Annotated in this window: 16 protein-coding genes; 3 read left to right on the top strand and 13 right to left on the bottom strand. The window is 44.3% G+C overall.

Annotated elements, in window-relative coordinates; genetic code table 11:
* Positions 1-31 precede the first annotated feature (31 nt).
* Positions 32-2,389, bottom strand: coding sequence for an ATP-binding protein (locus R7Q11_RS02365; RefSeq protein ID WP_025767883.1), 2,358 nt, complete (start codon positions 2,387-2,389; stop codon positions 32-34).
* A complete protein-coding gene (locus R7Q11_RS02360) occupies positions 2,382-3,350 on the bottom strand; it encodes a cytochrome-c peroxidase (protein ID WP_017820324.1) in 969 nt (322 codons plus the stop codon). The genes R7Q11_RS02365 and R7Q11_RS02360 overlap by 8 nt, the downstream gene beginning before the upstream one ends.
* Before the next feature lie 498 nt (positions 3,351-3,848).
* On the opposite strand from R7Q11_RS02360, the gene R7Q11_RS02355 reads away from it, so the two are divergent.
* Positions 3,849-5,225: an NfeD family protein gene (locus R7Q11_RS02355; RefSeq protein WP_005373182.1), complete on the top strand. Its 1,377-nt coding sequence runs from the start codon at positions 3,849-3,851 to the stop codon at positions 5,223-5,225.
* A 10-nt stretch (positions 5,226-5,235) separates the two neighbouring features.
* Positions 5,236-6,018, top strand: coding sequence for a slipin family protein (locus R7Q11_RS02350; protein WP_005373196.1), 783 nt, complete (start codon positions 5,236-5,238; stop codon positions 6,016-6,018).
* A 41-nt stretch (positions 6,019-6,059) separates the two neighbouring features.
* On the opposite strand, the gene R7Q11_RS02345 is transcribed toward R7Q11_RS02350, so the two are convergent.
* Positions 6,060-6,494: a globin gene (locus R7Q11_RS02345; protein ID WP_005373198.1), complete on the bottom strand. Its 435-nt coding sequence runs from the start codon at positions 6,492-6,494 to the stop codon at positions 6,060-6,062.
* Between the two features lie 243 nt (positions 6,495-6,737).
* Between R7Q11_RS02345 and R7Q11_RS02340 the strand changes: the two genes are divergently transcribed.
* A complete protein-coding gene (locus R7Q11_RS02340) occupies positions 6,738-7,394 on the top strand; it encodes a nitroreductase family protein (RefSeq protein WP_005373200.1) in 657 nt (218 codons plus the stop codon).
* Between the two features lie 96 nt (positions 7,395-7,490).
* Here R7Q11_RS02340 and choV read toward each other — a convergent pair whose 3' ends face one another.
* The 10 genes from choV to R7Q11_RS02290 form a co-directional block, all read right to left on the bottom strand.
* Positions 7,491-8,669, bottom strand: coding sequence for a choline ABC transporter ATP-binding protein (choV, locus tag R7Q11_RS02335; protein WP_005373202.1), 1,179 nt, complete (start codon positions 8,667-8,669; stop codon positions 7,491-7,493).
* A 2-nt stretch (positions 8,670-8,671) separates the two neighbouring features.
* Positions 8,672-9,514, bottom strand: coding sequence for a choline ABC transporter permease subunit (choW, locus tag R7Q11_RS02330; RefSeq protein WP_005392552.1), 843 nt, complete (start codon positions 9,512-9,514; stop codon positions 8,672-8,674).
* Positions 9,515-9,591: 77 nt separating this feature from the next.
* Positions 9,592-10,530: a choline ABC transporter substrate-binding protein gene (locus R7Q11_RS02325; RefSeq protein ID WP_005382646.1), complete on the bottom strand. Its 939-nt coding sequence runs from the start codon at positions 10,528-10,530 to the stop codon at positions 9,592-9,594.
* 36 nt (positions 10,531-10,566) lie between these two features.
* Entirely contained in the window at positions 10,567-12,282 is a 1,716-nt protein-coding gene (gene betA, locus R7Q11_RS02320; RefSeq protein ID WP_005382647.1) for a choline dehydrogenase, read from the bottom strand.
* A 180-nt stretch (positions 12,283-12,462) separates the two neighbouring features.
* Complete coding sequence (gene betB / locus R7Q11_RS02315) at positions 12,463-13,923, bottom strand: betaine-aldehyde dehydrogenase (RefSeq protein WP_025767886.1); 1,461 nt, start codon at positions 13,921-13,923, stop codon at positions 12,463-12,465.
* 18 nt (positions 13,924-13,941) lie between these two features.
* Positions 13,942-14,541 (bottom strand): transcriptional regulator BetI, encoded by a 600-nt coding sequence (gene betI / locus R7Q11_RS02310; RefSeq protein WP_031778820.1) that lies wholly within the window; start codon positions 14,539-14,541, stop codon positions 13,942-13,944.
* Between the two features lie 605 nt (positions 14,542-15,146).
* The gene (locus R7Q11_RS02305) at positions 15,147-17,168 is read right to left on the bottom strand and encodes a tetratricopeptide repeat-containing diguanylate cyclase (protein WP_372430189.1); all 2,022 of its coding nucleotides are present in this window, start codon (positions 17,166-17,168) and stop codon (positions 15,147-15,149) included.
* A gap of 462 nt (positions 17,169-17,630) precedes the next feature.
* Positions 17,631-18,389, bottom strand: coding sequence for an SDR family oxidoreductase (locus tag R7Q11_RS02300; protein WP_005373217.1), 759 nt, complete (start codon positions 18,387-18,389; stop codon positions 17,631-17,633).
* A 9-nt stretch (positions 18,390-18,398) separates the two neighbouring features.
* Positions 18,399-19,295 carry a 3-hydroxyisobutyrate dehydrogenase gene (gene mmsB / locus R7Q11_RS02295; RefSeq protein ID WP_025767888.1) on the bottom strand — a complete coding sequence of 299 codons (897 nt, stop codon included), beginning with the start codon at positions 19,293-19,295 and terminating at the stop codon, positions 18,399-18,401.
* Between the two features lie 19 nt (positions 19,296-19,314).
* Positions 19,315-20,445 (bottom strand): enoyl-CoA hydratase/isomerase family protein, encoded by a 1,131-nt coding sequence (locus R7Q11_RS02290; RefSeq protein ID WP_054577807.1) that lies wholly within the window; start codon positions 20,443-20,445, stop codon positions 19,315-19,317.
* Between the last annotated feature and the right edge of the window lie 6 nt (positions 20,446-20,451).

Here is a 20,451-nt window from a genome sequence, read left to right as displayed (position 1 = left end):
TGAGTTAAGGAAAGCATCGCACTCACAGGGACTATAAAATCTGTTGAGGATCGGCATTGTTCTTCTGGATATCATCCAAAAGTCTATGAGACTGATGGATGTTGACCTGTAACCGATTGATCAGCATCTGCAACTGCTCAATCTCGGGACTTTGGTTGGCTTTAAGTTGAGTTTCCAGGGCCTCCGTTTGGCTCGCCAAAATAGGTAAACTTAGGTTCAGTGCCATCCCTTTCGTTTTGTGCAACGTCAGCTCTAATGAAGCAAAGTCTTCAGCCATAAAGTATTCAATAAGCTCATCAACAGATGTCTCAAAATCGACAATAATGCTTTTTAGCAGCTCGTCGAGCGCTTCTGGCTCATCTCGTAAAGAAGCAAACATGCCTGAGCGGGAGAGTTCTTCCTCTGTTAACCTTAAGTTCTCGATTGGCTTACGCTGCAACTGAAGCACATTGCTGTCACTCGTTAGTGGCGGATTCTGTTTCGGTTCGAGTCTGGCGGCAAACTGTTTGAGAGCGTCTGAAAAGCTCTCATGCTGTAGCGGTTTTGTAAGCACATGGTCTGCTCCTGCTTCAATAAAGCTATCATGGGCTTCACGAAATACGTCTGCCGTGTACGCAAAGAGTAATGTCTTGATACCTAACTCTTGTCGGATAACGCGTGTCGCCTCAACGCCATTCATCTCGGGCATATGGTTGTCCATCAAGATCAGGTCGTACTCGTTCTCTTTCGCCTTTTTAACCGCGATTAATCCATTTTCTGCAACATCCACTTCATGCCCAAGCTTTTCGCAAAACCCCTTTGCCACAATGGCATTCACACGGTTATCATCAGCAAGTAGTATCTTTAAATGGTGTGATTTTGCGCGAGGTTTCGGTGCTTCTTGCTGCTTTTTCGGAGCAGATTCTACCCAAGGAATCGGCAACTCAACGATAAATTGACTTCCAACGCCTTCTATACTCTTCAGAGTAATATGGCCACCCATCAAATCGGTTAGTTTTTTGACGATGGCTAACCCAAGCCCTGTTCCGCCGAACCTTCGAGTCGTTGATGAGTCTGCTTGCTCAAACGAGTTAAAAATATGCTCGTGCTTGTCTGGCGCAATACCAATACCGGTGTCGCTCACGCGCATGACCAACAACTGATTCGATTCATCTAACTCAGTTCTAACCAGCACATGCCCTTCGTTGGTAAACTTCACCGCGTTACCGGCGAGATTAAACAAGATCTGTCGTAAACGCGCACAATCTCCAGTAAATTCAGTATATTCAGAAACCTCGTTTTCCAAGATTAACTCGATATTTTTTTCATCAACAAGTGGTTTTATTGCGCTACACACCGGAGAAAGCACTTGATCGAGCTTAAACTTAGCTTGCTCAAATTCCAGTTTGTTTTCTTCAACTTTAGAAAAATCCAAAATATCGTTGAGGATAGTCATCAGATGCTGGCCAGAGTCAAGAATAACCCTAATGTGCTCTTTCGTCGTCGGCTCTTTGGTCTCTTCTGCAATCATTTGAGAAAGCCCTAGTACGCCATTCATCGGCGTTCTTAGTTCGTGACTCATTGCAGCGAGAAAATTTGATTTCGCTTTTGCCGCTCGCTCGGCTTTGTTTCTCGCCTCTTCAATTTCAAGATTCAACTGTTTTAAGTTATGCATTCGGTGATGCGACTGATAAACAAACGCGCTAACTAGAAACATCACCGCGATAAATACAAACAGCCACGTAAAACGCGCCTCACTTTGAGCAATATTGAGTAACCGATGCTCTGAGCTTTCGACAAACTCAATATAAGTGTGATCAAGCAGTTCATTCGTCAGCAATTCAATTCTTTTATCACTCGTTTGAAGCCGTTTAAGGAAGTTCGCTTCCTTTTCACTCTCAACTTCGGTTTGTGTTAGAAGCAACTGGTTGAGAAATTCAAAATAACGACTGCCACCCAATGATTGACCGCTATCGATAGAAACCTCTTGCTGATACAAATTGAACAACATGAGTAATGCATACCGGTTTTCTACCTGAACACCAATTAACATATCAAGCTTCAACGTTATTTGAAGCACTCGCTCCTTAAACTGTTCAAGCGTATCCCTAACTTTTATACGATTGGGTGTCACAGGAAACCAAACTGATGCCTTTGATGATTCCAACAGTGCCTGTGCTGCGATTTCTATCTCTACTAAAGATGTTGTTAACTCATAGTTTTTCCTATCTTCAACGGCATATCGGTTCACGATAACATCACGCTCTTCAATCAACTCATGTCCGATATTCATTAGCTCTGCATGAAATTCTTGAGCGTTTTTTGAGTTCATATACGACATATACGCCAGTGTGCAACACGCCAGTATCCCAATAAAAAAGCAAAAATTGATCAGTTTGAATTTATTCATTTTCCAACACCTCTAAAATTATGGGTCTAGGTGCTGTCAACGACTGCAAGAATGCTTCAATGTCCGCGACATTCTCATCGTTCATCGTTATACCGAGTTGGGTTTTAGCCATGATTTGTATCGCGTCGGATAACTTATCGACTTGCCCATTATGAAAATAAGGACTCGTTAGCGCGACATTGCGCAAACTGGCTACTCTAAAATAGAATCGCTCTTCATCTTCTATCGTAACGAGTTGCCTGCCCGAGTCCTCTACTACTGGCTTATCCTTGAAATAGGCGAACCTTTGGATCATCGCTCCGCCGATATTTTTGCCCTGATGACACTGCACACAACCTGAAGTCTGAAATGTTTTCCAACCTCTGATTTGCTGTTCACTCAGTACATGCGTGTAACCCAATAAGTAAGCATCGAATGGTGCGCCAGGCGTCTGCAGCCCTTCAACAAACTCCACAATAGCGGACTTGATATTATGAACGTTAATCGGCAATTCACCGTCACGATTAAATAGCGCTTGATAATGTTCACTCTCTTTTACATATTGCTCTATTGTTTGCCAGTTTGAGTCCATTTCCATTGGATTATGGATTGGACCATCAATCTGAGCCATCAAGGTGTTTTCCGTACCATCCCATAAAAAACGATAATTTAACGCTGCATTAAACACTGTTATAGAATTTCTAATTCCATCACCTTTCACCCCCGTAGAGACAGGTGTATTTTCAGCGCCATTGGTTTGCAGATTGTGGCATGTCGCACAGCTGACATTACCATTTGACGATAATTGAGGATCGCGGAAGAGATGCCAGCCAATTCTCGCTAGCTTAATATCCACATTAGGATCACCCTGTATGGGCTGAACTAGGGAGATATCACCTAACATCTTCGCGTTTCTTGCGGTTGTTGTTTGGCTCAAAATGAGTGTTACAACAGCTAGTGCGATTGCGCTGAATTGCCTCATCAACTACATACCTTAAACTTGTCATTGATATGAATTTAGTTGCATTTTGGCGTTTTTTCCACCGACAGGAAGTTGAAAAAACGAGTTAAGTATTGCTTTGTTTAAGGCTTTGGTTGAAGAGGGAGTAATAAGGCGAATAGGAAGAAACTTATCGCCTTATGAGTAGCTAACGTATTGAAATCTGAGTTTAGTGTAGAAAAGCCAAAAACCGTTGAAACCAAGTCACCTCTCCATAGGAGATCAGATCGAAAATAGTAAAGAAAACGGCACAGATAACGGCCAACTTAATCAAACGCTGAACAATAAACATAAACATCACAATTACCAATAATTTGCTTTAGTTTACTATCTCACACAGCGTTTATATATAAAAAAGTAGTCTCCTAATTAGCCTCGGCAACTTATTCATTAGAACCTATACTCAAGCATCTCTAAGTTATTTGGATATACTTGAATTAGGATTTCAAAAAGTCCCTGTGACCACACAAGGAGGACTGCATGAAACGACTATGGATATGGTTCTTACCTTTACTCTTGATTGCCAGTCAAGCACTGGCGAATACCGTTTGGATTGTTCCTGTCAAAGGCGCTATAGGGCCTGCTACTAGCGACTATTTATCTCGTGAAATAGAAGAAGCTCAACTAAACGGTGTCAGTTTAGTGATCTTAGAGATGGACACACCAGGCGGCTTAGATAGCGCAATGCGAGATATTATTCACGCGATTACCACCTCCTCGACTCCCATTGCGACTTGGGTCGGCCCATCTGGTTCTAGAGCCGCCAGTGCCGGAACATACATCTTGCTCGCTAGTCACGTAGCCGCCATGGCTGAAGCGACAAACCTCGGAGCTGCAACGCCCGTCGCGTTAGGTGGTGCGCCTCAACCTCCTTCATCGGATGATGGCAAAGATCAAAACGCGGAAGAAACGCCAGAAGGAACCAACGAAAGCTCAGAAAAAGTTCCCGCTAAAACCGCAATGGAGAAAAAGGTAATTAACGACGCCAAAGCCTACATTAAAGGCTTAGCAAAACTTCATGGACGAAATGCAGAATGGGCAGAGAAAGCAGTAAGCGAGGCGGCGAGCTTGGATGCAACAGAAGCATTAGAATTAAACGTGATCGATTACATCGCCAATTCGCCAGAGGACTTAGTCAAAGCCATAGATGGGCAAACTGTTAAAGTAAACAATCGCACTGTGACATTGTCACTTGAAAATCCAACATGGGTTGAAAGAACGCCAGATTGGCGAGCAGAAATGTTAGCCGTTATCACCAATCCAAACGTTGCCTACATTCTAATGCTCATCGGCATCTACGGTTTACTTCTTGAATTTTACAACCCAGGAATTGGCTTACCCGGTGTGCTAGGTGGGATTTGTCTGCTTCTTGCCATGTACGCACTACAAATGATGCCCGTCAACTACGCAGGTCTTGGTCTGCTGTTACTCGGTATTGCACTAATGATAGCGGAAGCATTCAGCCCGAGCTTTGGTATTTTGGGCTTAGGCGGCGTTGTCGCCTTTGTTCTCGGTTCAATATTTCTCATGGACAGTGAGTTACCAGGATTCCAGGTCGCCCTTCCTTTGATTTTTGGTATTGCCATATTTTCCGTAGCTCTAATCGTGCTGACTGTCGGCCTGCTGCTTAAAATTCGTCGCCGGCGTGTAACGACGGGTTTAGAGACATACCCTGGGAAGGTCGCCGTGGTAAGCGATGACTTTATCGATGGCGAAGGACGCGTTCAACTCAACGGTGCGTTATGGCGAGCTAAAGCCAAAGACCATCAACAATTCAAACAAGGTGATCACGTCACCATTGTTAATGTTAAAGGGCTGACCTTAACTGTGATGCCTGATGACCGCCAAAATAAATAGGAGGCGCTTTATGATGCTCTATACCGTTGCGGTGATCGTGGTGCTGCTGTTCGCACTAGCGACCCAAATGTTCAAGGTTTTGAGAGAATACGAACGTGGGGTTGTGTTCTTTCTTGGTCGATTTCAAGAAGTCAAAGGACCTGGTTTGATCATCCTTATCCCATTTATTCAGCAAATGGTGAGGGTTGATTTACGTACTGTCGTTTTGGATGTGCCGACACAAGATTTAATTACCAAAGATAACGTTTCTGTGCGCGTCAACGCGGTCGTTTATTTTCGCGTAGTCGATCCTCAAATGGCGATTAACAATATTGAAAGCTACAGCGATGCTACCAGCCAGCTAGCACAAACCACGCTGCGCTCGGTATTGGGTCAGCATGAACTCGATGAATTGCTATCAGAGCGAGAACGCCTCAATAAGGATTTACAATCCATTCTCGATCAACAGACTGATGACTGGGGAATCAAGATTGCTACGGTTGAAGTCAAACATGTTGATTTAAATGACAGCATGGTCAGAGCCCTAGCCCGTCAGGCAGAAGCAGAACGTAACCGTAGGGCGAAGATCATTCACGCTACTGGTGAGTTAGAGGCTTCAAATAAATTAAAAGAAGCAGCGCAAATGCTCAACGAAGCACCGAATGCACTGCAATTACGTTACATGCAGACACTCACTGAAATCACTACAGACAAAACATCCACTATTATTTTTCCAATGCCGATCAATCTTGTCGAAGCTGTCAGTGATATCGCCGAAGCGGTGAAAAAGAATAAAGAGACACAAGATAAGTAAGGTTCTGACCCTAGGAAGTAACGACCACTCACGTTACTTCCTTATTTGGTACTCGCTTTAAGGAAGTGCCCATCTTCTTTATCACATTCTTGTTTCATTACTTCTAAGCCCGTTTTAAAGCATGTTCGCCAAGCGGTTTCAACATCGGCATCGTACCCGGAATCACACTGTCGAACCGTTTCTAACAAACTCTCAAGCCAAACATCAAAATCCTGCGGCTCTATACCAATATCTGCACTTGCATGCTTTTTCCCATACTTTTCCACCATTTTGTGCGCTTCGGTCGAGGTATCTGCCATCATAAAAAATACGATAGACCCTCTAAGCATTCTCACTTGTTGGTGCATGTCTATACCATCAAACTTCTGTCTAAAGTTGGCGCTTTTCGACCATAAATTTTTGTAGAACAAGTCGAAAAACTCCTGATCTGAAGTACAACGTTCATAGCTATCATTAAAAACTTCAATCACGTTCATGTTGCTTTCCCCTACGCCTTAATATGAGTTTAATTTAATATCAAATAAAAGCTTCCAAATAAGGACTTTTAAGTTTCAAACCGATCAACCCACATCGATTTTCAACAAAAAGTAAAAAGTGATTTAAATAAACACCCTCTTATCAATGAAAAAATATCCATTATCATGACCCCATATTCGAGGTACGCATGGTTGTCGATGCTAGTGCATCCTCATCTGTCATCACATAAAGAGGATATAAACGTGTCCCATCAAATCATTACCGATCTAAATAGCCGTTACACTGCAAAAAAATATGATGAAACCAAGCGCGTTTCTCAAGAAGACATGGCGATAATCAAAGAAGCACTGCGTTTGTCGGCGTCTTCTATCAATTCACAACCATGGAAATTCATCGTTATTGAAAGTGATGAAGCGAAGCAACGTTTCCACAATACGTTTGCAAATATGCATCAGTTTAACCAACCACACGCGAAAGCCGCATCACATACGATTCTGTTTGCTTACGATCCTAAATTTACTAAAGAGAAATTTGCGAAGCGTGTGGATGCAGAAGTAACATCTGGCCACTTGCCAGCGGAGATGTACAACAACTTTATGGGTGCTTACGCTTTTGCCGATGCAAATACGGACGAAAATGGCTTCAACGGAAACTGGACAAAAGCACAAGTCTATTTGGCACTAGGCAACCTACTACACACATTGGCACGACTAGGCATTGATTCAACACCGATGGAAGGTGTCGATCCGGCTCTGATTGGAGAAGAGTTTAAAGAAGAGCTCGAGGGCCATATTTGTGAAGTTGCGCTGGCGATTGGCTACCATAAAGATGGGGAAGATTACAATCATGGTCTTCCAAAAGCACGCCTTGCAATGGATGAGGTAATTACGACTCTATAGTCGACCATTGTCTTAGCTTAGCGACTTAACTCATTGTTTAAACTAAAAAGAGCCGCATTAATGTGCGGCTCTTTTTTACTTGGTTCTGCGTCAACGTTACGCAACTTGCTCTGACTTAAAATTACCAAGCAATGCATCGTAAAGCTCATTGTCGCTTAACACACCAACCAGATTATTATCTTCAACCATAAGCAGAGGCTGATTGCTGCGCTGTTTAAGTTCAATCGCTTCTCGCATACTGATTTCTGGGCTAACCTGAACCAGAGAGTTTTCATTAACTTCATCAAGGTTCGAAGAATCGCTCTTCCATTGAATCAACGATTTACCTTTATCCGCTAAACTTAACCCCTTGCTCTCTTGTATCACCCAAATATCTTTATCAGGGCAAATCAGAACACGCGTATCTTCGCGAACCAAATCGTCACGCATTAAGGAACGTCCCTTCAGCACATTTAATGGATTAGTGTGAGCAACAAAGTCCGCCACATAATCGTTTTCTGGAGCAAGAATGATCTGTTCTGGCTTGCCATGTTGAATCAGCTTTCCTGATTCCATAATGGCGATGTTGTTGCCGATTTTAAGCGCCTCATCCAAGTCGTGACTCACAAAAAGAATGGTTTTGTTTAGCTTTTCTTGCAGCAGAATCAATTCATCTTGAAGCTGAGCACGAATCAATGGGTCAAGCGCTGAAAACGGCTCATCCATTAACAAGATATCTGTGTCCATCGCGAACGCTCGCGCTAGGCCAACACGCTGCTGCATACCACCAGAGAGCTCGTGCGGGAATTTCGTTTCCCACTCAGACAAACCGACCATTTCGAGCTGTTCACGCGCTTTTTTACGGCGCTCAGCTTTACCAATGCCTTGCATCTCTAGACCAAACGCTACATTGTCTAACACCGTTAACCATGGCATCAATGCAAACTTCTGAAACACCATGGACACGCGGTGCGTACGAAGGTGGCGCAGCTTCTGTTCGTCACAGTTAGAGAGCTCAACCATATCGTCGCCATCTTTGATTTTCAGAGAGCCACGAGAAATATCGTTCAATCCGTTAACCGTTCGCAGCAAACTTGATTTACCCGAGCCCGAAAGCCCCATCAAGACACAGATCTCACCCTGTTTCACGTTCAGCGAAACATTATCAACCCCAACCACTTGGCCAGTTTCATCAATGATTTCTTGTCGAGACTTCCCTTGATCTAGTAGTGCTAGCGCCTGTGCTTGTTGCTGACCAAAAACGACATCAAGATTTTTAATAGTAATAGCGTCCATGATTATGCCTCCTTCTGGTTTGGTGCTTTACACAAGCGATCAAGAATGATGGCAACGAGTACAATCGCTAAACCCGCTTCAAAACCTTGTGAAATGTTTACCGTATTCAGTGCACGTACGACTGGCTTACCAAGCCCATCAGCACCAACAAGCGCCGCAATGACAACCATAGACAAAGACAACATAATACATTGCGTAACGCCAGCCATAATACTTGGCAATGCCGCAGGTAACTCCACCTTAAACAGTAGCTTCATGCGGCTGGCACCAAATGCTTTACCCGCTTCAAGTAGCTCCTCCGGCACTTTAATAATGCCGAGGTACGTCAATCGAATTGGCGCAGCGATAGCGAAAATGATGGTCGAGATTAGACCAGGGACAATACCTAAGCCAAACAGAACCAAGGTTGGAATTAGGTAAACGAATGTCGGTACGGTCTGCATCAAATCGAGTATTGGCCGCAACAAGGTGTATAACCAAGGACGGTGCGCCGCCATAATGCCCAACGGCACGCCAATTAATACGGAAATCGTTGTCGCTGCAAACACAAGGACAAAGGTTTCCAGCATTTCTTGCCAGTAACCAAGGTTGAGAATTGCGAGTAAGGCCAACACGATAAATACGACAAGAGGAATGCTGCGGTGTAAGAACCAAGCAATTGCCGCCGTCATAATGATTGGCGCTGCAGGTGGCATCCATTTAAAAATGTCCACCACGAAAAGAATGATCGTTTCAAGTGTAATAGAGATTGCATCGAAAAAACCCGATGCATTGATGGTTAACCAATCGACGCCAGTTTCCATCCATTGGCCCAACGGTAGTTTGTTGTCCGTAATAAAATTCAAAATAAAACCTTTGTGTTAATGAAGCGGGCAAAACTCTGCCCACTTTCTTTTAAAAAAACGAGCTCAAATACTGCTTATTAAGCGTTTGTTTTTAAGTAGTTTGTAATAGCTGTTAGCGCATCTTGGCCATCTACCGTTTTCACGCCCTCTAGCCACGCTTCAATTTGCTCTTGGTTTGCATTCAACCATGCTTGCGCTGCTTTTGATGGCTTCTGTTTCTGGTTAAGAATCGCTTCCATCAGTTCATTTTCCATTTCTAGGTTAAACTCTAGATTTTTCACTAGCTGACCTACATTTGGACACTCAGCGAGGTAATTTTTACGTACGTTTGTGTAGACGTTCGCGCCGCCGTAGTTAGGACCGAAGAAGTCATCACCACCCGCTAGATATTCCATTTCAACGTTACTATTCATTGGGTGCGGCGCCCAACCTAGGTACACAATCCATTGATTGCGGCGTGCGGCACGTGATACTTGAGACACCATGCCAGCTTCACTGGACTCAACTAGGCTGAAATCTTTTAGGCCGAATGCGTTACTATCAATCATTGACTGAATTAAGCGGTTGCCATCGTTTCCAGGTTCAATGCCGTAAATGCGGTCTTTAAATTTGTCGGCATGTTTTACTAGGTCAGCGAAGTTGGTTACGCCTGCGTCATAAACGTATTTTGGAACCGCTAGCGTGTACTTTGCGCCAACGAGGTTCGCGCGTACGGTTTCAACAGTACCTGCATCACGGTATTTCGCGATATCACCTTCCATCGTTGGCATCCAGTTACCTAAGAAAATGTCGATATCGCCATTAGCCATAGAGGAGTAAGTTACAGGCACAGACAGAAGATCAGTCTTCGTTTTGTACCCCAACCCTTTAAGTAACTCTGATGTAACGGCAGTGGTCGCTGTGATGTCAGTCCAACCTACATCTGCGAAACGAACCGTTTCACATTGGTTGGCGTAAGCGCCTGTTGCTAAAGTACTTAGTGCAATTGTTGAGAAGATTTTTGTCATCTTAGACATGTTGAATTCCTTGTAATGATTACTGACTTTTTCATTTTATGAGATCGAATCGAGATCTCTTTTTGGCGGATGCATTCGTTGCATCTCTTGCCAGTCCGGTGCAATCCAAACTGGTACGTTGTTCGACGTTTCTAGGGCGTTATCCAAAATCATATCCGCGGCGCGTTCTGCCACCATAATCGTTGGCGCATTTAAATTACCGTTCGGAATGGTTGGGAAAATAGAAGAGTCCACCACACGCAAGCCTTGAATACCGCGTACTTGGCATCGCTCATTTAAGACGGCTAATGGGTCATTATCTGCGCCCATTTTGCAGGTACAAGATGGATGGTAAGCACTCTCGACGTTTTGCTTCACCCATTCATCAATCTGTTCATCCGTTGTGATGTTCAGACCGGGTTGGATCTCATCCCCACGAAACTCATCCATGGCTGGCTGATTGAGGATCTCGCGAGTAAGGCGAATACAATCACGCCAATCCTGCTTATCTTGTTCAGTGGAAATGTAGTTAAACTCAATCTTCGGCTTATCATTCGGATTCGCAGAGACAACTTCGACCGACCCGCGACTTTCTGGCTTGTTAGGTCCAACGTGCACTTGGAAACCATGACCATCAAAAGCAGCTTGCCCGTCATAACGCATTGCCGCTGGCAAGAAGTGATATTGAATATTTGGCCACTTTAGCCCTTCTCGAGAGCGGATAAATGCACACGATTCAAAGTGGTTAGTCGCACCAAGGCCTTTGCGAGTTAATATCCACTCAGTGCCAATCAAGCCCTTGCTCACCAAACCTAATTTGCTGTTGAGCGTGATAGGTTGTTTACAGTGATATTGGAAGTACACTTCTAAGTGATCTTGCAGGTTTTTACCTACCCCCTCCAACGAGTGTTTCACCTCAATGCCCGCTTTTTCTAATACTGCCTTAGGGCCAATGCCTGAAAGCTGCAACAGCTGAACGGAGCCAACCGAACCCGCACTCGAAATCACTTCATTATTCGCAAAACATTGCTGAATTGAACCTGACTTTTCAAATTCAACGCCTACCGCTTTCTTTCCTTCTGAACCAGTTTCTTCTAATAAAACTCGATGAACCGTCACCCTCTTCATTAGGGTGAAGTTTTTGCGTTTTTTAGCACGGCTTAAGTATGCATTAGAGGTCGAAGCGCGTACGCCTTTGTCGACCGTCATATGCATTGGGCCAAAGCCCTCTTGCTGATAGCCGTTGTAATCTTTTGTTTCTGGGTAGCCCGCTTCTTTGCCTGCATCAATAAAAGCTTGGTACAGCGGGTTGAGCTTCATATCGTTGCCGTTACATGTGCCGACTGGACCGTGATCGCCCCGATATTCATCAGCACCACCAATCCAAGACTCTGCTTTACGGAAATAAGGCAAACACGACTGATAGTTCCAGCCTTTCGCGCCTTCCTCTTCCCACTGGTCAAAGTCACAAGCGTGTCCGCGAACGTAAACCATGCCGTTGATGGATGAGCTACCACCCAGAACTTTTCCGCGAGGGCAATGAAGTTGACGGCCATCCAACCCTTGCTCTTCAACCGTCTCAAACTGCCACGCGTATTTTTCAGTGTTCATCGGGTAAGAAAGCGCTGTTGGCATTTGGATAAAAATACTTTTATCCGACCCACCCGCTTCGAGTAAAAGGACCGAATTTTGACCACTTTCACTTAAGCGATCCGCTAACACACAGCCGGCCGAACCCGCACCGACGATGATGTAATCGTAGTGTTGTTGCATTTTTATTCTCCTAGGAGTTAATACTAATCACCGTAGATAAGTGAACGAAATTAGCGTAGGAAAAATGCTTGAGAACAAGGCGGAAATTTTGATAAGTAGTTAACCTACAATCAAAATTGACAACGTAGTTATCGAGCATTTTAACAAGCTAAAGTGGTCAGTTATCTACTACGATTGGTATCATTTGTAAGGGCTTTCGAAGTCGCTTAGCTGAACAAGAACACTCTTCGTTTGTGTGTAGTGCTTAAGGGTTTCGACTCCGTTTTCACGGCCAACACCTGATTGCTTGTAGCCGCCAACTGGCATTTCCGCAGGTGAGTCACCCCATGTGTTCACCCAACAAATACCCGCTTGAATTTGATGGATCACACGGTGCGCACGAGATAGGTTTTGAGTAAATACACCTGCCGCTAAGCCATAATCGGTGCCATTTGCACGCGCAATCACTTCCGACTCATCGCGGAATTTCAGGACTGACATTACCGGGCCAAAGATTTCTTGTTGAACGTGGCTCATGTCATCATCGCAATCGACAAATACGGTTGGAGCAACAAAGTTACCATTAGCTAGACCATTGTCTGTTACTTTGTAGCCGCCAGTCAGTAACGTCGCGCCACTCGCTTTCGCGGCTTCAATCGCTCCTAAAACTTTCGATTCATGATCTTTAGAGATTAGCGCGCCAATCTGCGTGTTCTCATCAAGCGGATCGCCGACGACTAACAGCTCGGTTCGGGCTTTAAGTTGTGCGATAAAGTCATCATAAATACCTTCATGGACAAATACGCGTGTACCGTGCGTACAAACTTCACCTTGGGTGTAGAAGTTCGCCACCATGGCCGCAGAAACGGCATCGTTTAACTTCGCATCATCAAAAATAATCAGCGGAGACTTACCACCAAGCTCCATCGTTACTTGTTTTAGTGTCTTAGCGCTGTCACTCATGACGACTTTACCGGTGCCTGACTCACCCGTGAATGACACTTTTGCGATATCAGGATGCGCCGTTAGCATCTGTCCTACTCGGTAATCCCCTTGCACGACATTAAATACGCCATCTGGCATGCCCGCTTCTGAATAAATTTCGGCGAGCTTAAGCGCCGTTAATGGTGTTTCTTCTGATGGCTTGAAGATCATTGCGTTGCCCGCAGCCAGTGCTGGCGCCGATTTCCACATCGCAATTTGAATTGGATAATTCCAAGCACCAATACCGGCGCAAATGCCCAATGGCTCACGACGTGTATAGAAAAACTGATCGTCGCTGAGTGGCTGCTGTTCACCTTGTAGACTTGGAGCAAGTCCCGCATAGTACTCAAGAACATCGGCACCTGTTGTGACATCAACCGCGATAGCTTCTTGAATTGGCTTACCAGTATCTGCCACTTCCAATGCAGCCAACTCGTCATTACGCTCACGTAAAATGGCAACGGCTTTGTGTAAAATACGGCTGCGCTCAATCGCAGTCATCGCCGACCATGCAGCAAAACCTTTTTTTGCCGATTCAATCGCTGCTTGAAGATCGTCTTGGTTCGCTTGTTTAATATTGGCCAATGGCTCACCATTCGCCGGATTGTAAGTGGTGAAGTGTTCATCTGAACACCCGTCGTACATCGCACCATTGATATAGTGTGCTTTCATTTCCATTTTGAAGACCTGTAACTTTTATATTTTTTCAGAATAAAACGTAAGTTGTTTTTCGAGATAATCGTTGATGATGATTCTCGCTCTTTCTGCATCAATGCCGTGCGGGTTGAGCGTTCCGCGCAGCCAAATTCCATCAATAAGTGATGCAATACCATGAGCAACCAATTCAGCCTGCTCTGCATTTAATAATGCTTTGAGTTCTTTTCTTAGATGGGACAATAGACGTCGTTCGTTGACACGCTGCAAACGCTTGAGCTGCTCGTCATGCATTGAGTACGACCAAAACGCCAGCCAAGTCTTAGCAACTTGGTTTTCTGCCTGATAGCCGACAAAGTTACCATCAATGATGGCGTTAATTCTTTGGTGATGAGCATCACTTGGCAGCTCACGTAACTTCTGTGTGATAGTGGACGAAAGCTGACGCAAGATTTCGCGCATCGTTTCCTCCAGCAATCCGTGCTTACCACCGAAATAGTGGTTGATAATCCCCGTTGATACACCGGCTTCTTTGCTGATTAACGAAATACTCGCCGCGTGTAAACCGACTCTATCAATCACTGACATTGTCGCTTTCACAAGCTGCGGTTTTCTGATTTCAGGCATCCCCACCTTTGGCATTTTGCGTCCCTGTTATTTTTAATTGAACGGTTAGTTAAATATAAAATGCCTGAAAATTAATTCGAACTCAAATTATTTTTAAAGAAAAATGTTAGTAAAAAAGGATGAAAAGTTGAGGGTGTACGAAAAATTGCTCGGTAAGAACTTGTCGGGATAACTAGATTTCAGTTTAAGAACAAACAAATAAAGCAATTAAAATCAATCACTTAAATATCAATCCATTTTTAAAACGATGATGAACGAGTTGATTTTTGAACAACAAAAATCTGTGCCACAAAAAATTTATATCGACCACTAATCATTTCACCTGTACATGGTTTGTTTGTACAAAGAATAGACACACTAGTTTGTTATAGTTTTGTAGACACAAGTGGCATTCGCACTTTGAAGGTGAAGGAGGCAAAAAGAGAGGTTATATTGAACGCCATGAATATGCGATTCGATATCCTTAAGCCATTTTTAAGTAATATCGCCAAGTGACTTTAAGATTTTAGATTCAGCGTTTTATATTCGAAGCAAGGATCTCAAAGTCACTTGGCTATCAAAGTAAATGGGAGGGATAAGTTCAGATTCATCGTGCGATGAGCCTGAACTTTTGATTTCTGTTACGCTAGCGAGCGACCTTTCACGCAGTTGCGTCCGTTCGCTTTCGCTTGATAAAGCAATTTATCGGCCTGATCGCAAAGTGATTTAAAGCTCATCTCATTATCTTCAGTGGTAACGACTCCAAAACTACAGGTCACTCTCACTTCTTCTTTCTGTTCCGTAACAAAGCCATGTAGGGATAAAGCGCTACGTAAACGTTCGGCAGTAATAAGGGCGTTTTCATGGTCTGTATTGGGCATAACAACAACAAACTCTTCACCACCAAAGCGAGCAACAATGTCGTTCTCACGTACAGTTTCCTCCAACACTTTGGCAACGCCCGTTAGTACGGTATCTCCAAACACATGCCCATAGGTATCATTTACCTGCTTGAAATAATCCACATCGATTAACGCTAAAGTTACTGGCCCCGATTGTGGTTTATTTGGCACCATTTTCTGTTTATCGAGTTTGCTATCTACCCATTTATTTAAAGCTAGATAACCGTACTTAACTTGCTCGACTTGCTCAAAAACAAAGTGTTGTATTTTTTCTTGCTTAGATTGAGGTACCGGTTTCTCTTTTCGCTCACGCCTCACTTCTACTGGCTTAGTGAACCAGTCCTCTAAAAAACGGCGATTGAACAACCCTGTCAATGTGTCTGTCTTTGCGAGGCGACGCATTCTCAAACGCGAGCGATTGACGACGAGAAATACTACCGCCATCAAAAATAGAACACCGATGAGCGCAAGTAGCGCTTCACCCAATAAGTAAAAAGTACGACGGTTATTTTCTAGCTCCATACGCTGCAAAACATTGTTCCAGTTGAGATCTTCGTTCTCATATTCAAGTCGTTCCAACTCAAATAACGTCTGCTGGCGCTCAAGATTTTCAACTTCTCTTTGATTGCTAAATTGGATAAATTTATCGTGATAGTTACCGTAAGTTTCGAATGCTAGTTTAAAGTCATTGCTTCCCGCATAGGCCATAGCGGCGACTTTTAGTAGCTCCATTTGCTGTTGCTTGACGTATCGACTCTCTATAATCTCCGGCAGCATTGGCGCGATCATCGCTAAAAGTATTTCAAATTGCTGCTGCTCTAACATATATTCGGCTTGTAACAACTTAAATGTTGCCAAATACGCGCTAGACGTTTCTCTGTACTGTAAATTCTCCGCCAGCTTCAAGTGGTTAACCATCTTCTTTTCTTGTTTCGTCTCGCGATATAAAGCTGCAAGTTCAAGGTTAACTCGAAATCTAAAGCGTCCATCACCGATAATTTGAGCCAGCTTTAACGCTCGCTGATATGACGCTATCGCCTCTTCGTATTGGAACTGTGCTTTATGAAGTTTCGCTATCGTCAAAACGCTCAACAACTCATTGAACGACATACGCCTATCCCTAAAATAGCGATATGCTTGTTCCAAAAGCGCCTCAGATCGGTCGTAACCCTGAATTTTGACAAGTACGTCACCTAGCTCTAGTGCTGCACGTTCGACCAGCCCGTGAACACCTGAAGATTCAGCCGCATCCATGGACGACATAAGTGCAGCATAGGATTTTTTAAACTCACCTTGCTCATCGTAATAGCGTCCTTTTAGCAACAGGATTTCTGATTCAAGTTGCTTATCACCATTCTCACGCGATGTTTCCAACAAGCTATCCAACGCAGAAAGCGCGGTATCGATATCGCTCTTTCCAACCATAGTTCGCATCTGAATCAACTTAAACAGGAGATACTCATGGCTCTGTGGACGCACAAGCTCCAATCCTTTTTGAACGACACTCTGACTCTCTTCTACGCGCCCTAGCAGCTCTAAAACCGTGGCCTTGGCAAGCCAGTAACGCACCAACAGCGCTGTTGGTTGGTTTTGTAGTAAAGACTCTTCTTCTAACGCTTCAATCAAAGCTAAAGAACTCTGAGGTAATGCGTAAATTTGATTTTCGATGCCTTCTAACGACTGTAAAAACTTACCTTCCTGTTCCACCTTTTCTGTGGAGGCCTGAACAGAAAAACACAGACACCCCAATAATAGCGGCATCGTCCTAAGCGAATGAAATAGTGACATTATTGCTCTTCCCTAATGGGTAGTTACTTCAGTGTAATTGAGAATTCTGATTATTTATTATTAAGACAACTGAAGGTTATTCAGTCAGCCTCATATTCCCATGTATTTTGCGCTGAATAATAAATCACCATCTTTAGATGCCGAAATAGTTTTCGGTTACAATATGACCAATAAGAATGTTTTTTACACACCAAGAATGACGATCTCGTTAGTGAGACAAAAGATCGTCTTAGTTGTGAGTTGATACATTTACATGACAAGCAATATAGAACTAACCATTCACATTAGAAATAGAATCAATTTTTATACCGTTCGATGAGATAGCAGTCGACCATGCATCCAATACATTTTTCAGATAGAAGCAATAAAAGAAAGGAGAAAATGGAAGGAAGCGGACAATCAAACTCGCTCCCCTTTTTTATGTTGCAGAAGGGGTTACATTCGCATTCCGCCATCGACTTCGAACACTCTTCCGGTCACGAATTCGTTGGTTAACACGTATTTTATGGTCGATGAAATTTCATCCGCCAAACCTAAACGTCCAACCGGAATCATTCCGATTAAACGTTCCATCGCTTCAGGTTTTATTTGGTCTGTCATGGCAGTTTTGATGACACCCGGAGCAATCGCCACTGAGCGAATTCCGAAACGCCCTAACTCTTTCGCCCACACCGTTGCCATGGTGGCTACCGCCGCTTTAGATGCTGAATAGTTGGTTTGACCAATATTCCCGGCACGCGCAACGCTGGATATGTTGATCAGAACCCCTTTGCTATCGGTGTTCAGCATTACCTTGCTCGCTTCACGGCCACACAGGAAAGTGCCTGTTACATTCACATCTAGAACAGACTGAAATTGTTCCAGCGACATCGTGTTAACCTGACCATCTTTGACTTTAATGAACATACCATCACGCATAATACCTGCGTTATTGATAACGCCATTGAGCTGCTTGAAATCTGCCTCAATTTGCTCAAAAGCAGTGCACACCTGCTGTTCGTCAGTCACGTTCGTCACATAAAAACGAGCGGTAACGCCGAGAGATTCACATTCCGCTTTCGTTTCAGCCAGTTGATCTGAATTGAGGTCGATAAGCGCAAGATGAACGCCATTTTCCGCCAGTGACAGTGCCATTTGTTTACCCAGCCCCTGCCCTGCCCCCGTGATCGCAATGACCTTATTTGCTAACTCCATAAGCGCTCCTTAGGCCTGATTTTGCTTTTGGTAGAACTCAAACAAGCTCGAAAAATCTTTTTGCCCGTTGCCCTGACCGTTGTGAAAATTAAACAGATTACGAGCCAAGCTGCCCATTGGCGTTGATGTTTGACTGGCAACCGCCGCTTCCATCGCAAGACCCAGATCTTTAGCCATTAACTGGCTCATAAAGCCGCCTTGATAACCATTGCTTGCAGGCGTATTTTCCATCACACCTGGGCAAGGGTTATAAAGCTCTAGCGCCCAGTTACGCCCTGAACTTTGCAACATGATGTCGGAAAGCACTTTGGGATCGAGTCCGTTTTCCATCCCTAAATTGAGTGCTTCACAGGTGCCGCTCATCAAAATGCCCAACATCATGTTATTGCAGATCTTCGCCACCTGACCAGCTCCAGCATCACCAGCATGGAAGATGTTTTTACCCATGTGGCTAAGCACCGCTTTGGCTTGAACAAAGTTCTCTTGTGAGCCGCCAACAATGAAAGTTAACGTACCTGCTGCTGCGCCCGCAACGCCACCAGATACTGGCGCATCAACAAAACTGATACCAAGTTGCGATGCTTTTTCGCCAACCAAACGAGCAGTCGTAGGATCGATGGTGGATGAATCAATCAGCAAGGTGCCTGATTCGACGCTATCTAAGATGCCATCTTGACCAAGATAAACGCTTTGAACGTGTTGGCTCGCTGGCAGCATAGTGACAACCACCTCCACACCTTGTACTGCCTGCTGAACGGAATCGGCACTTGAAGCGCCCAATGCGGTCAACTCCTCAACTGCGCTTGGGTTCAAATCAAATACTTCGACATTCAAGCCCGCTTTGAGTAGATTCTTAGCCATAGGCGCACCCATGTTACCAAGGCCAATAAATGCAATTTTGTCCATATCGTATTTCTTCCTTGTACTAAAGTGCCGCTATAGCTACCGACGATGCGGTCAGTGGGTATTCTGCTGAGTCAATTGGCGAGAAGAAGCGCTCCAAAACTTGTGGCGTTACGTCAGAAACCGTGCGATGTTGCCAAGTCGGTTGATTGGTTTTATCAATAATCAGCGCACGAACCCCTTCTCTAAAATCACCTTCTAAGCCACAACGTAGTGTTAGGTTAAATTCCATATCAAAACACGCTTTCAAAGAGAGGTTTTGATACTGCGTTAACTGCTGATAAGTGATACTGAGCGACAACGGACTGCCATAGTTCAGTGACTTCTGCGCATTGACGAACCACTTGTTATCAACGTTAGCACGGCTGATTGCATCAACAATTGACGCTAAGTCACCCGAACATAACTGCTCAATCAATTCCGCATAGGGCATCAACATCCCTTCGGTTGGCTCGTCCACGTGTACCGAACGCAGCGTAGTGGCGATTTTTTCGTTGATGTTCGCTTCACCTTTCCAACTTACCGATGCAAGCAGATCCAGCAGCACTTGCTTGTTTTCTGGCTGTGCAATCCATTGGCTTAACCCCAACGCTTTCATATCTGTTGCGTTAATTTGGCAAGCAGTCAAACTTAAGAACAGTGCCAAATGTTTTGGCAACTGGTTCAGGAAGTACGTCGCGCCTACATCTGGGTAAAGGCCAATTTTAATCTCTGGCATTGCAAAGCGTGTGGTGGTTTCTGCTACGCGATGGCTGGCACCCATAAACAGGCCAACTCCCCCGCCCATCAAATAACCATGTCCCCACGCGATGATCGGTTTTGGATAAGTATGAATAAGATGGTCACAGCGATATTCGAGGTCAAAGAAGGTTTCCATCGCTGAAAACGCAGAATCAAAGTCTTGCTCTTTGTTTTCAAGTGCACGGTAGATCGCTTGAATATCGCCACCAGCACAAAACGCTTTTTCACCTTGAGCATGCAAGAATACCGCGACGACGCTGTCGTCCGTTTGCCATTCACTAAGCTGTTTGTACAACTTCTCAATCATCACGTAACTCAACGCGTTGAGAGCAGCTGGATTATCCAGCTCCAGCACACCAATAACAGAGCCATCAGCGCACTCAAGTTTTGAAACATTTACTGTACCTGTCATTTGGCC

Source organism: Vibrio sp. 970 (assembly GCF_033339075.1).
Note: the sequence above shows the minus strand (reverse complement) of the source record. Positions and strands in the feature narration are given on the sequence as shown.